This is a genomic window from Corallococcus sp. AB011P, assembly GCF_003611605.1.
In the GTDB taxonomy this organism is placed as follows: Bacteria; Myxococcota; Myxococcia; order Myxococcales; family Myxococcaceae; genus Corallococcus; species Corallococcus coralloides.
Genome location: NZ_RAVX01000001.1, coordinates 743634 through 757580, shown reverse-complemented (window position 1 = coordinate 757580; position 13947 = coordinate 743634). Strand labels below are relative to the sequence as shown.

Below are 13947 nucleotides of genomic sequence, written 5' to 3'. Positions count from 1 at the left end.
GCGACGAAACATCGCGTTGATGACACGGAGCATAATCCGGCGCTCACCGGTAGGCGCAAGGGAACGCAACGCAGGACGTCATGCGTCCTGTCACTCCTGCCGGGCTGCTCAGGTCCCGTCGAGCGCGAACGTGGCCAGCCGCGCGAACTCCTGCTGCCCGTCCCGCTCCAGCACGTCGTTGTGGCCCGCGCCCGGCACGGTCACCACGCGCGCGTGCGGGAAGCGCTGGCCCAGCGTGCGGCCCATGTCCACGGGGACCACTTCGTCCTGCTCACCATGGATGATGAGGACGGGGATGGGGATGTCAGGGGCCTTGTCGAACGACAGGTAGCGGTCGCGCATCAGCAGCGACGCGGGCAGGAAGGGCACGGTGCGCTGGCCCATGGCGACCATGGACGTGTACGGGGACACCAGCACCATGCGCGCACCGTATCCGCGCCGGGCCATCTCCACGGCGACGCCGGTGCCCAGGCTGCGTCCGCTGAGCACGACGTCCTCCGGCTTCACGCCCTGCTCGCGAAGGAACTGGAGCGCGGCCTCCGCGGACGCGTACAGGCCCACCTCCGACGGGCTGCCCGGCGACGCGCCGTAGCCCGGGTACTCCACCGCGAGGAAGCCCAGCCCCGCGTCCCCAAGCGCCTGCCCCAGGCCCTGCTGCCACAGGAGCTGCTCGCCGTTGCCGTGGAAGTGCACCACGGTGGGGGCTCCCGGAGGCGCGGGCAGATAGAAGCGGTCCACGTTGAGACCGGTGGCCAGCGGCACCACGCCGAAGCCGGGCTGGTCACGCAGCTTCGAGGGCTCCGTGTGGGGCGCGGGGTAGATGAGGGAGCGCTGCGCGGCGAAGAGGACCGCGCACAGCGCGAGATACAACATGCCGGTGATGAGGACGAAGGCCATGAGGAGGCGGCGGAGGCGTTGCACGCTGGCACTCCATCACACCGCGCGCTCCCAGGGCGACAGGCTCAGTGCAGCATCGCGCCGAAGAGCGACAGGCCCAGGTTCACCGCCGACGCGATGACCAGGCCCGCGCCCACCAGGCCCGCCGCCATGAGGGCCATGGGGTTGCGGTCCGCGGCGCGCAGGCCCTTGTGCAGGGTCTTCTTCAGCATCGTGCGCTGGCAGTGCACGTGGATGCGGCCCTCCAGCGCGGCCTGCAGCTGCGCCACCATGTCGTCCACGGACTCGAAGCGCTCCTTGGGGTCCTTGCTCATCCCCTTCTTCACGAACCACATCAGCTCCGCGGGCACCGGGCCCTGCGCGCTGTGCTTGTGCATGGACCCCATGCTCAGCTCGCGCGTCTGCACCGCCGTCATGATGTCCGGCACCGACTGGAGGCCCTCCAGGTAGTGCGACAACGACAGGAGCTCGTGGAAGAGGACGGACAGGCTGTAGACGTCGCTGCGCGCGTCCATCGTGTCGTGCTCGCCGCGCGCCTGCTCCGGGGACATGTAGAGCGGCGTGCCCACCACGGAGCCCAGCTCCGTCTGGAGCGGCCGCGCGGAGTGCAGGTCCGTCGGCGTGCCTTCCGGGAGGCTCGGAGTGGAGGACTTGCCCACGCGGCGCGCGAGGCCCCAGTCCAGCACCGTCACCTCGCCGAAGGGGCCCACCATGATGTTCGCGGGCTTGATGTCGCGGTGGATGAAGCCCTTGCCGTGCGCGTACGACACCGCGTGCAGCACGCCCAGGAAGATCTGCACCCGCACCTGGAACGGATAGCGCACCAGCGCGTCCAGCTCCGAGTGGCGCAGCCGGGAGATGATGGACTCCAGCGTCTCTCCCTTCAGGTGCTTCATCAGGAAGTAGTACCGGCCCTGCTCATCCACGCCCACGTCGTGCACGGGCGCGATGTTCGGGTGGTCCAGCATGCCCACCGTGCGGATCTCCTCCACGAAGCGCAGCACGCGGTCCAGGTCCGCGCCCGGAGGCAGCCGCTTGAGCGCGACCTCCCGCTCGATGTCGTGGTCGCGGATGAGCACCACCTCGCCCATGCCGCCCTGCCCCAGCGGGCGCACTTCTTCAAAGCGCTCGCGCTGCAGCGGAATCACGCTGGGCTGCTGCCCCTTCCACTCCACGCGCGGCAACACCGTGTTGCGCCGCTGGGTCGTGGACCCACCGGGCGCCAACGTGGGCGCCAGCGCGGCGGCTCCCGAGTTCGGAGAAATGAGCGTGTTTTCCAGGCCGGCCGCGAGCGATTGACTCATGGGACGCCAGGAATAGCAGGCACTCCCCGCGCGCGCCCACTAACGCGCAGTCCATGACGCAACCACGCGAAACCACTGGGCCAGCAGGCGGCCAGGCATCACCCCGCCGGGGTGAAGGGCACGTCCAGCACCGGCAATTTCGTAGCGCCGGGCAGGTCGTAATGCCACCACTCCATCCGGTTGCGCTGGAACCCGGCGCCCTCCATGGCCTTGCGCAGCACCTCGCGGTGCTTGCGGGAAGCCGGGGTGCCGCCGGTGTAGCCGTGGTGCGCCGCGGGGGTGAAGTCGTCGAAGGCGGTGGGCATCTCCACCTCCGCCCCGTCCTTCGTCACCAGGGTCAGGTCCACCGCCCCGCCCCGGTTGTGGTTGGAGCCCTTGCGCGGGTCCGCCACGTAGCCGGGCTTCGGCAATATCTTCCACATCTCGTACTGCACCGCGCGCGGCCGGTAGCAGTCGTACACCTTCAGCCGGTAGCCCTGGGGGCGCAGCACGTCCGCGGCCTGCGTCAGGCGCTTCACCGAGTCCGGCAACAACAGACACCGCGCGCCGTCCGGGTACACCTGCCGCTTGAGGAAGTTGTCCTTCGTCGCGTAGCGCAGGTCCAGCACCAGGTCCGGGATGACGGTGGTTGCGTCCACCAGCTCCGCCTTCGGCGCGGCGGGCTTCGGCTTCGCGGCCGGCTTCGCATCCTGCGCGAGGACGGGAGTGCTCCCGAGCAGCACCAGGGACAGCGTGAGGCCGGCCGCGGCGCGCATCAGCGCACCCCGTCCGTGTACACGGTGGGGTCCGGCACTCCCGCTTCCTGGAAGCCCTTGGCGCGCAGGAGGCAGCTGTCGCAGCGGCCACACGCGCGGCCCTGGGCGTCCGGGTCGTAGCAGGAGTGCGTCATCCCGTAGTCCACGCCCAGCTTCACGCCGGCCTGGATGATCTGCGCCTTGGTGAGGCCGGAGAGCGGCGCGTGCACCTTGAAGGTCGCGCCCTCCACACCCGCCTTGGTGGCCAGCTGGGCCATGGTCTCGAACGAGCGGATGAACTCCGGGCGGCAGTCCGGGTAGCCGCTGTAGTCCACCGCGTTGACGCCGATGTAGAGGTCCGTGGCGCCCACCACCTCCGCCAGGCCCAGCGCCATGGAGAGGAACAGCGCGTTGCGCGCGGGCACGTAGGTGACGGGCACGTCGTGGGACATGTCGTCCTCCGAGCGGTCCTTGGGCACCGGGATGTCGTCCGTGAGGGCGGAGCCGCCCACCTGCCGCAGGTCCACCGTCACCACGCGCACGTCGCGCACGCCCATGGTGGCCGCGACCTTCTTCGCCCGCTCCAGCTCCACCGAGTGGCGCTGTCCGTAGGCGATAGAGAGGCACACCGGCTCGAAGCCGTCCGCCTTCGCCATCGCCAGGCACGTCGTTGAGTCCAGGCCTCCGGACAGGAGCACCACCGCACGCTTCGCCATTCCATCCTCCACTTCGGGGCGGCGCACGTTACACGACGGGGACAGGCCCCGGGTGTTTCAGTCGATGCGGTCGCCGCTCACCGTGTACACGGTGGTGCAGGTGACCGGGTTGCATTTGCAGCTCGCTCCCTTGCCCGGCAGGAAGACGTCCGTGAGCGAGCCACACGCGAGCGACACGTCGTAGCCGTTCTCCGTGGGCGCGGGGATGTCGCCCTCCGGCACGCCGCCGTCCAGGCGCTTGCAGTCGCGGGCCACGTTGCGCGCCTGGCTGTCGCTCAGGAGCATGACGTTCATGGACTCCTCGATTTCGGAGTCCTCGCAGCCGGTGCCGCACGAGTCGCGGCGCGCGATGGCGCGGTGGGTGGAGGACACGCTCTGGCCGGTGTAGCCCGCGTCGCGTGAGAAGCCCTGCACGGTGAAGAAGCCCGTGCCCGCGTCGGTGTCGCGGGAGAAGGTGCCCTCGAAGTAGAAGCTGCCCGCGTCGTCCAGCTGCGCGAAGTCGCGCGCGCCCGCGTCACACGTGGTGCGCGCCGCGTCCAGCTTCGCCTGGAAGCGGAACGTGCCCATCACCTGGTCGCCCGGGTAGACGGGGTCGGAGAAACAGCCCACCGCCACGGCCAGGGCCGCCGCGGGGAAGAGCGCCACTGCCAGTCGCTTCAGGTGCATGACGCGCTCCAGGTTAGGCGTCCAGCGACGCCAGGGCCAGTTGGCGGAAGGCCTCGCTGCGGGACAGCACCGCACCCACATCCACGCTGGCCGGGTCACCGCCACGCACGTCCGAGTCCAGCCGCGCCAGCACGCGCCCCGCCGCCAGCGACGCGGGCATCGCGCGCCAGGCCGCCACCACCGCGTCCTCCCACGCCAGCACCGCGCCGGGACGGGTGAGCTCCACGCCCTCCAAGCCCAGCGCCAGCGCCAGCGCGCACAGCCAGCCCAGCTCCACCGCGCCGAAGCAGCCGAGCGCGCCCGCTCCCAGCACCAGCGCGTCCGGCGACGTGAGGTACGCCTCCACGCCGCCGCGCGGGTCCACGGACACGCGCACGCCTTGGGCGCCCAGCGACTCGAGCACCGGCTTCAGCGCGACGTGCAGCCGCGCGAGGCTCTGTTCCGTCACCGGCACCAGGCCGTCAGGCTCCGGGTGATGGAAGTCCTGCGCGGGACGCTCCAACCTGGACACGGGCGCGCGCGGCGCGGGGGCTTCACTGCCCACGAGCGCGGCGCCGATGCCGTCCGTGCGCTCCGCCTCCGGACGTCCCAGGGCGTGCAGCGCTTCCGCGTACAGCGTCCAGCCGTCCACGTCCGGCCACTTCTCACGCAGGAGCGCGGGCCAGAAGCGCACCGCGAGCACCGCGCCATCCGGGGACGGAGAGAAGCGCTCGGTCACCCACCGCGTCAGCGCGGGCGTGAGCTGCTGCGCGTCCGCGAGCCGCTCCGCCAGGCGCACCGCCGGGCCCACGAGCTGCGCGTCCAGGTAGCCGCGGAGGATGACCTCCAACTCCGCGGGGTCCTGCGTGAGGCGCTCGCGCAGCCGCAGCGCTTCGCCCACCAGGCCGCGCGCCTCGGCGAACTTCACGCGGCGGGCCAGCCGCTCGTCCGTGTCCGGGAGCTGCTCCAGCTGCGTGGCCGCTTCAGCCCAGCGCTGCTGCGCTTCGTAGGCGTCCGCCAGGCGCTCGCGGTACGGCGCCCACGCTTCGGCGCCCGCGAGCTTCGCGAGGGTGTCCGCCAGCGTGAGGAAAACCGTGGACTCGCGCGCCTCGTCCACCAGCGCGAGCAGCGACTGCACGGCGGCGAGGCTGTCCGCGTCGTCGGTGAGGGCGGCCTCGAAGGCCTCGCGCGCCTCGGCGGGCTGGGCCAGGGGGCCCTGCAAGAGTTCGCCGCGCTCCAGGTGCAGCAGCGCGCGCGCCTTCGCGTCCTTCGTGTCCTGGGCGATGAGCGCCAGCGTGCGCTCCGCGGACTCCAGGCGGCCCAGCTCGCGCTCCAGGGTGTAGCGCTCGCGCAGCAGCTCTTCACGGCGCGCGGGCCAACCATCCGCGGCGAAGGCCAGGGACTCCAGCCTCGCGGGCTCCGGCAGCGCGCGCACGCGGACGAGCACCGCTTCAGCCAGGGCTTCCGGCTCCAGGCCCAGCTCCGGCAGCAGGAGCATCAGGCGCGCGCCGAGGCCGGGCTCTCCGCCCACCTCTTCCAGGGCGCGCAGACGCGCGAACACCGGGGCCGGACGGGCGCGCAGTACTTCGTCGCGCAGCGCCACGGCGAAGGCGGCGTCACGTTCGTAGGACAGTGCCGCCAGCTCCAGCAGGCCTTCCCACTCCGCGTCCTCGCGCAGTCCGTCCGCCAGCGCGGAGGCGTGGGCCGGGTCCGCGTCCGGCATCGCGACCAGGGCCCAGAGGGCCACGCGCGTGCGGGCCACGTCGCCCGCCTGCGCGGCCATGGCCAGCGCGTCGGTGTACTCGCCCGCGGCCATGGCGGGCGCGAAGCCCACGTCCAGGGCGCGCGCGAAGGCACCCAGACGAGCGAAGCGCTCGGCCAGCTCCGACGCGGACAGCATGTCCGGCGCGTCGGTGGCGATGCGCTCGACGACCTCCAGCGCCTCGCCCATCTCGCCCGCCTTCTCCCAGAGGCCGGCGGCCTCCAGCAGCAGCGGGGGACGCTCCTCTGGCGCGGCGAGCCGGGCCGCCTGCAACAGCGCGCGGGCCGCGCGGGGCGCGTCTCCGGAGGCGCGGTGCAGGTGCGCGACGAGCAGCGCGGCGCGCAGGTCCGGCTCCGTGGCGACGGCGGCCTTCGCGGCCTTCAGCGCGTCTTCCAGCAGGCCTGCCTTCTCGAAGGCGCGCGCGGCGGCCACCAGCAGCGACACGCGCTGCTCGCCCGACACGAGCTCCGCGCGGGCCACGCGCACCTCGGCGCGGCGCGCGTGCGCATCACCGAGCAGCGGCTCCAGGGCCTCCAGCGCATCGGCGTAGCCGGCACCGGAAGCACCCCGAGCCACCACGGCCTCCAGCGCGTCGCGAGCGGCTTCCTCGCGGGCCGAGCCCTTCGCCAGCTCCGCGAACTCCAGCCGGAGCACCGCGGACTCGTCCGCGTCGTCCGTGAGCGGAATCAGCCGCTCCAGCGCGGCGAGCAGCTCCGTGGACTCCTTGCGCGCACGCAGGCCGTCCACCAGCGCGCGCAGGGCGGCCGGGCTCTCCGGATCCGCCTCCGCCGCGCGGCGCGTGAGGGCCCACGCCGTGTCCGCGTCCGACAGCGACTCGTTCGCCACGGACGCGGCGGCGAGCAGCAGCTCCGCGGCGCGCGAGCCACCCGCGGCCTCCGCGCCCGCTTCGTAGATGCCCAGCAGGTCGCCGTGGCGGCCCAGGGCGCGCAGGCCCTCCACCGCACGGTCGATGACGCCCGCGTCCGCCGGGCGCAGCCGGGCCAGGGGCACCAGCGCGTCGATGGCCTCGCGAGGGTCGTCGAAGAGGTCGGCCGCGCGGCGCAGCAGCACCTCTTCCGTCGCCGCGTCCTGGGCCCTGCGCGCCAGTTGCAACGACGCCCGGTACAGGCCGGGGCCGTTGCCCGTGCGCGAGTGCACCTCCGCGAGCAGCGACAGCGCCTCACCGCCGCGCGCGCCCTCCGGCTCCAGCGACACCACGGCTTCAAAGGCATCCGCCGCGTCGTGGAACGCGCCCGACGCGAGCGACGCATGGCCCAGGCGCAGCCACGTGCGAACGCGCACCGGCACCGGCAGCGAGTCCCCGCCCAGCGCGAGCACCCGGCGGTCATACGGCTGCGCGGCGGCGGGGCCTCCGCCCTGGGCGGCCAGCTCGGCGCGCGCGCAGAGAGCGTCCACGTCACCGCCCGCGCGGCCCAGGTAGTCGTCGAAGGCCTCCGCGGCCTTGAGCGCTTCGCCTGCGTCCAGCAGGCGCTGGGCCCGCTCACGCAACAGGGGCAACGCGTCCTCGGGGGTCACGGCCTCCGCGCGCTGGCCCAGCAGGTCCGCCAGCCGGCGCACGTCTCCGGCGGCGCGCTCGCGCACGTGCTGGAAGGCCTCCGCGTTGGCGGGATCCAGCTCGAAGGCGCGGTCCTCGCAGAGGATGGCGCGCTCGCGGGCACCTTCTTCGCGGAAGGCGCTCGCGGCGGCGAGGTAGCTCGCGGCGGCCTCGGCGGGCGCCTGGCGCTCGGCGCGGCGGAGCATCAGCTCGGCCAGGGCCTGACGCTCCCCGCTCTCCTCCAGGTAGGCGCGGTGGCGCGTGAAGACGGGCTCCCGGAACGGGTCCGCCTCCAACAGGATGGCGTCGAACTCGGCGGCGTCCGCGGGGCGGCGCACCTGGTGCAGCAGCTCCGCGGCCTGCGCGGTCAGGTTCAGGTCGTCCGGCTTCGCGGCGCGCGCGGCGATGAGCGCGGCGGCGGCGGCCTCCGGCTTGTTCGCGCGGTCGCGGTAGAGGACCGCGGCCTGGTACAGCAGCGCCGCGTGACGGTCGGCGTCGAGCTCCGACTCCGCGCACTCCTCGTACCAGGCGGCCAGCTCCGCGAGCCGGCCGTCGCGCTCCAGCAGCTCCGCGAGCAGACCCTCGGCTTCCGTGAGCCACCGGTCCTGGCGCAGGGCCTGGCGCAGGAAACCCTCCGCCTTCGGCGTGTCCGCGAGCTCGCCCAGGTTCAGGCGCGCGAGGCGCAGCAGCACCGCCGCGCCCTCGCGCGTGCCCGTCATCCGGGGCAGCCCGCGCTCCCACCAGCGCGCCTCGGCGGCCGCGTCGTCACGGCGCTCGGCCAGGGCCGCGCCCATGCGCGCGGTGTCCAGCTCCGCGGCCAATTCGAAGGCACGCTCCAGCGAGGCCTCCGCCGCGTTCAGGTCCAGCTTCACGTCGCGCAGCAGCTCCGCGCGGCGGCGCTCGCACGCGGCGGCCTCGGCGTTGCGTTCACCGGCGGCGAGCAGGTCACGGGCGTTGGCGAGCGAGCGCAACGCTTCGTCCGTGCGGCCCATCGCCTCCGCGAGCCGGGCCTCCTCGTCGTAGGCCGCGAGCGCGGCGTCCACGTCCCCGGCCTGGAGGCTGAGCGCGGCCACCGGCTGGAGCTCCGCCATGAGCTCCGACGTGCGGCCCGTCTCGCGATAGAGGGCGACGAGCCGGCGGCGCAGCGGCAGGGGCTCCTTGGCCATCTGCGCCGCGTGGGACAGCAGCGATGCGGCGATGGCCGCGTCCGCCAGCGCCTCGCGCGCCCGCTCCGCCAGCGACACCAGCCGCGCGACGGTGTCCTCGGACGGCGCCAGCACGCGCGCGTGGGCGACGCGCACCTCGAAGGCACCGCGCGGGTCGTCGCGCTCCAGCAATGCGGAGAGCCGCTCCACTGCGCGCTCGCACAGCGGACGCTGCGTGAGCAGGTACCGGTACGCGGCCACCGCGCGCTTCACGTCGCCGGACTGCTCGGCCAGGTCGCCCAGGCGCAGGCTCGTGGCCTCCGCCGCCTCCGGGGCCGCGCGGAAGTCCGCCGCCTGGACCAGGGCCTCCTGCAACGGCAGGGCTTCGCGCACCGCGCCGCGCAGGTAGAGCAGGTCCGCCAGCGTGGCCAGGTCTTCGCCCTTCGCGGGCACCCGCTCATGCGCGCGACGCGCCAGGGCCAGCGCCCGGTCCAGCTCCTGGGCCTGCCGCGCGTAGGTGACACCCTCGCGCAGCAGCGCAGCGGCCTCGGCGGCGTCGGCGTCCTCCGCCGCGGCCTCCAGCAGGCCCGCGGCCTCCAGCAGCTCTCCGCGACCGGCCACCAGCGACACCAGCCGGCGGCGCACCGCCGCGTCCTCCGGAGCCAGCCGCAGCGCCTGGCGCAGCGCGGCCTCGGCGGGCGCGCCCTGCCCCAACCGGTCGAGGTAGAGGCTCGCGAGCTCCGAGTACAACGACGCGGCGGCGGCGGGCGGCGCGTGGGGCGCCTCGGCGGCGAGCAACTCCGCGAGCCGGGCCCAGTCCTCCAGGTCGCGCAGCACGCGCTGCAACGCGAGCGTGGCTTCCTCGTGGCGCGGTGCCAGGCCGAGCGCGGCTTCCAGGTCGCGCGCGGAGTCCTCGCGGTCCCCCTGGCCTTCGAGCAGCGCGGCGCGCATCAGGAGCGCTTCCACGCGGCGGGCGATGGGCCCCTGGCGCGCGGCCTCGGCCAGCGCGGCGGCTTCGTCCGCGGGCTTGCCGTCGCGGCGGGCCAGCTCGGCGAGTTGGAAGAAGGCATCGCACCGCGCGTCGGCGGGCGGCTCCAGCGCGATGGCGGCGCGCAGCGCGTCTCCGGCGGAGGCGCGCTCGTCCTTCTCCAGCAGCACGGTGGCCAGGGCCAGCAGCCGCTCGCGGGCACGGGCGCCCAGGGTGGCGTCGGCGGCCACGGCGCGGCGCCACGCATCCAGCTCCGCGGGCGCGTCCGACGCTTCACGCGCCAGCTCCGCCAGCATCAGCAGCAACGGCGCGGGCCGGCGCGACAGCTTCGCGGCCTGGGCGCAGTCGTCGCGCGCGGGACCCGTGCGGCCGGCGCTCCGGTGCAGCATGGCCCGGCGCGCGAGCAGTTCGGAACGGGCCTCACCCGACGCGGCGGACACCAGCGTGCCCAGCAGCTCCAGCCGCTCGGACTCTTCTTCCGGGGTGCCCGTGCCGGGCGGAGGCAGCAGCTCCAGCAGCGCCTGCGCCGCCCACGCGTCCTGCGGCTCCTCCGCCAGCAAGCTGCGCAGCGAATCCGCCGCGGCGCTCGCGCGGCCCAGGGAGAGGCACAGCTCGGCCAGCTCGCGACGGGCCTGACGGCGGGCGTCTCCGGCGAGGCGCGGCCACAGCTCCACCAGCAGGTCCGCCAGGGCCTCGCGGGCGCCGGCCTTGCGGTGCAGCGAGGCCAGCTCCAGCCGCGCGTCCAGGTCCTCCGGCGTGCGCGCGGAGAACTCCGCGAGCAGGCGCCGCGCCGCGTCCGTGCGGTTCGCGCGCACGGCGGCGGTGGCGGCCTTGCGCGTGAGGGCCACACGCTCCGCTTCGCGCGGGGCATCCACGTCCGCGGGCGGCAGCGCCAGCACCGCCTCGAAGTCCTCCAGCGCGGCGCGGGCATCCGTGGCCAGCCGCAGCTCGCCCCGGCGGATGCGCGCGGGCGCGAACGTCGCGTCGCGCTCCAGCGCCTCGGCGAGGAAGGCCTCTTCGCGGCTCGTGCCCGCGGCCAGCAGCGACGCGCGGAAGAGCAGCTTCGCGCCCGCCCGCTCATCCAGCACCAACGTGGCCCGCCGCGCGTACAGCCGCGCCGCCTCCAGCTTCTCGCCGCGCTCCAGCTCCAGCTCGGCCAGGGCCTCCAGCACTTCCGCGGCGAGCGGTCCCTCGGGGCTCGCCTCCAGCGCGGAGGCCAGGCGCATCAGCGCGGCGGCCTTCTCTCCGCGCTCCAGCAGGGCACGAGCGCTCTGGAGGAACAGCGGCGCCGCCTCCTCCGCCCGGTCCGCGCCCGCCAGCGCCTGCGCGCGCGTGGCCCACAGCTCGGCCAGCGCCTGCGTCTCGCCGGCCTCCGTGTAGAGGGCCTCCAGCCGCGTGGCGAGCACGTCGTCCAGCCGCCGCAGCGGGAACGCCTGCGCGTACGCGGCGATGGCGCCCTCGCGGTCACCCAACAGCTCACACGCTCGGCCCAGCCGAGCGCGCACGTCCGCCAGCTTCTCCGGCGCCGCGGTGCGCGGCAGCGTGGCCAGCAGCGACTCCAGCGCGCGACGGGCGTGCTCGGGCCGCTCGCAGCGCAGGCTCAGGTCCGCCAGGTCCAGCAGCACCGCCGCGTCCGGAGCGAGCCGCGCCGCCTTCTCCAGCGCCACCAGCGCGTCACCCACGCGACCCAGCCGCGCCTCCAGCACGCCAGCCAGTTCGCGCAACGCCGCCGCCGCCAGCCGCTTGTCGCCCTGCGCTTCCGCCACGCGCGCGCGGTCCTCCAGCGCGGTGGCGAGCCCCGCCAGGTCGGAGCGCTTGCGCTGCAACGCGCACAGCTCGCCCAGCGCCGGCAGGTCGTCCGGCTCCGCGCGCAGCACTTCCTGCAACGCGTGCACGGCGAGATCCAGATCGAAAGCCAGGTCGCGCGCGGCCACCGCGAGGCGGCGGTACTTCTGCGCCCGCTCCTTCTGCTCCGTCGTCAGCCGCGCCAGCGCCGCGAGGCAGCGGGTGAGCTGCGCGCCGTCGCGGCGGGCCTCGGCCAGCGCGAGCAGCGACTCCAGCGCGGGCCGGTGGTCGCCGTCCGCCTCCAGCGCGAGCGTGAGCAGCTTGTCGGCCTTGTCCGCCTGCTGGAGCTTGCCCCGGTACAGCTCGCCCGCTTCGGCCCACAGCGCGGCGCGGGCCTTCGGCTCCTCCTTGAGGGCGGCGGCCTTCTCCAGCGCCTCGGCCAGCTCCTGCGAGCGGCCGGTGACGCGGAAGTACGGAATCAGTTCATCCAGCGCCACCGCGTCGCGCGGATCCAACGCGAGCGCCGCTTCCAGGTGCTCGCGCGCCCGCGCCGGGTCGCCCAGTTTCGTGCGCGACAGGCGCGCCAGCGCGTGGTGGCTCTCGTGCGCGGCGTGACGGACGCTCTCCGAGCGCGGCGCCGGCCCCGCCAGCTCCAGCGCCTGCTGGTAGCCGCTCAGGGCCTCCTGCAACCGGCCCAGGCCTTCGGCCACGCGCGCGGAGGCGAACAGCGGCTCCGGCTCACCGGGCAGCAGCGACACCGCCTCGCGGTAGCGCAGCAGCGCGTTCTCCGGCTGCTTCAGGCCCTCTTCCCACACCCGGCCCGCGAGCAGGTCCGCCTGTCCCACGCGGTCCAGCTCATGGCGCGCCATGGACACTTCGCGCAGCCGGTCCAGCGCCTTCAGCGCGCGCAGGTGCTCACCGCCGCGGTGGCACAGCTCGCCCAACAGCAGCAGCGCGTCCGGCTGATCCGGCGACAGGCGCAGCGCGGCCTCGCAGTGCAGCCGGGCCCCCGCGATGTCGTCCTCCGTCTGCGCGCACAGCCGCGCCAGATGCACGTGCGCGTCCGCGGCCTCCAACGGATCGCGAGCCAGGGCCGCGAGCCGCCGGTACGCCCGCACCGCGCCCGCCCGGTCGCGCGCCTGATCCGACGCGCGCGCCAGTGCCTTCAACGACGGCAGGTGGTCCGGCTTGAGGCCCAGCAGCTCATGCAGCGCCTTCACCGCCACCTGGGGCGCGGTGTCTCGCGAGGAGCGCGCGGCGGCCTCGGCGGCGAAGAACGCGGCGGCCTCTTCCGACGTGCGACGGGCCAGCGCGCACAGCGCCAGGTAGCGCTCCGCCGCGCGGGCACCTTCGCCCCGGCGCTCGCGCACCACGGCCTCGCCCCACAGCGCCGCGGGGCTGCGGTCGCGCCGGCGAGACAGCGTGGCCGCCACGTCCAGGGCCAGGTCGTGCGCCTGCGGATCCGCGACCAGCAGCGCCAGCAACCGCTCCGCCGCGAACGGGTGCGCGTCCTGCGCGTCACCCGCCTGGAGGTACGCCTGCCGCGCCTCCGCGAGCCGTCCCTGCGCGACCAGTCCCTCCGCGTCCGCGAAGGCCCGAGCGCCCTCCAGCGACAGCATCAGCTCCTCGTCCGGCGCGGCGGGCGGCGGCAGCCCTCCGGCGGCGAAGCGTAGGCGCAGGCCGGTGCTGGAGACCTCCGCCGCGGACAGGCGCGCGGTGTCCAGCGTGGGCACCTTGTAGCCCCGGCTCAGCGCGGCCAGCTCACACAGCGCGGGAAGGACGCGGGTGGAGAAGCCGGTGGCGCCGCGCACCTCCACGTCCGGCAGCAGGCCCAGCGCGCCCACGGCCTCGGACAGCAGGCCCGGCAGCTGCACCGACGGCGTGGCGGAGAAGCCATACAGCCGCACGTCGTAGACGTAGACGGCCAGCCGGTCCCCGTCCGCGTCGAAGGCGATCTTGAACGTGAACGGCGTGCGCTCCGGCGCCGGCAGCCGGCCCTGGCCTTCCAGGTAGCCGGGGCGGAAGTGCAGCCGCAGCTCCTCGATGCCCGCGAGCCGCCCGGCCAGCTCCGCCACCTTGCGCGTGATGAGGTCCGCGTCGACCGTCAGCTCCAGGAAGCCGAAGAGCAGCTTCTTGCGCTGGTAGCGCGTGGCGCCCGCACTGACGTTGAACGGGAAGCTGACGTCCGGAATCTGGAGCGCGAAGTCGGCGATGCGCAGCCCTGGCTGGACCTCCAATGCCGGAAAGCCCACGAACGCACGCCGATCCAACAGGCGAAGCTCGGGGGCGGCGCCAGAAGCAGGCGCGACGGGCTTGGGGGACTCGCTATCAGTGGCCATCGGAGGAGGCTGGGGAGGCTACCATGACCCCTAAGCCCTGGAATTTTTAGGCAAACCCCCGCCTGGAAGGCAGGCGG

Annotated in this window: 6 protein-coding genes; all 6 read right to left on the bottom strand. The window is 74.5% G+C overall.

The genetic code is table 11. The features are described from left to right. Positions 1-108: 108 nt before the first annotated feature. The 6 genes from D7X30_RS03215 to D7X30_RS03190 all read right to left on the bottom strand — a co-directional run bounded on the left by D7X30_RS03215 (position 109) and on the right by D7X30_RS03190 (position 13870). Complete coding sequence (locus tag D7X30_RS03215) at positions 109-921, bottom strand: alpha/beta hydrolase (RefSeq protein ID WP_120561322.1); 813 nt, start codon at positions 919-921, stop codon at positions 109-111. A gap of 41 nt (positions 922-962) precedes the next feature. Further along, positions 963-2201, bottom strand: a complete 1239-nt coding sequence (locus D7X30_RS03210; RefSeq protein ID WP_120561321.1) for a serine/threonine-protein kinase — start codon at positions 2199-2201, stop codon at positions 963-965. A gap of 98 nt (positions 2202-2299) precedes the next feature. Further along, entirely contained in the window at positions 2300-2956 is a 657-nt protein-coding gene (gene ddpX / locus D7X30_RS03205) for a D-alanyl-D-alanine dipeptidase (RefSeq protein WP_199724151.1), read from the bottom strand. Then, positions 2956-3651, bottom strand: coding sequence for a 7-cyano-7-deazaguanine synthase QueC (gene queC, locus D7X30_RS03200; RefSeq protein ID WP_120561320.1), 696 nt, complete (start codon positions 3649-3651; stop codon positions 2956-2958). The genes ddpX and queC overlap by 1 nt, the downstream gene beginning before the upstream one ends. A gap of 57 nt (positions 3652-3708) precedes the next feature. Next, the gene (locus tag D7X30_RS03195; RefSeq protein ID WP_120561319.1) at positions 3709-4317 is read right to left on the bottom strand and encodes a hypothetical protein; all 609 of its coding nucleotides are present in this window, start codon (positions 4315-4317) and stop codon (positions 3709-3711) included. 13 nt (positions 4318-4330) lie between these two features. Then, the gene (locus tag D7X30_RS03190) at positions 4331-13870 is read right to left on the bottom strand and encodes a flagellar hook-length control protein FliK (RefSeq protein ID WP_120561318.1); all 9540 of its coding nucleotides are present in this window, start codon (positions 13868-13870) and stop codon (positions 4331-4333) included. Between the last annotated feature and the right edge of the window lie 77 nt (positions 13871-13947).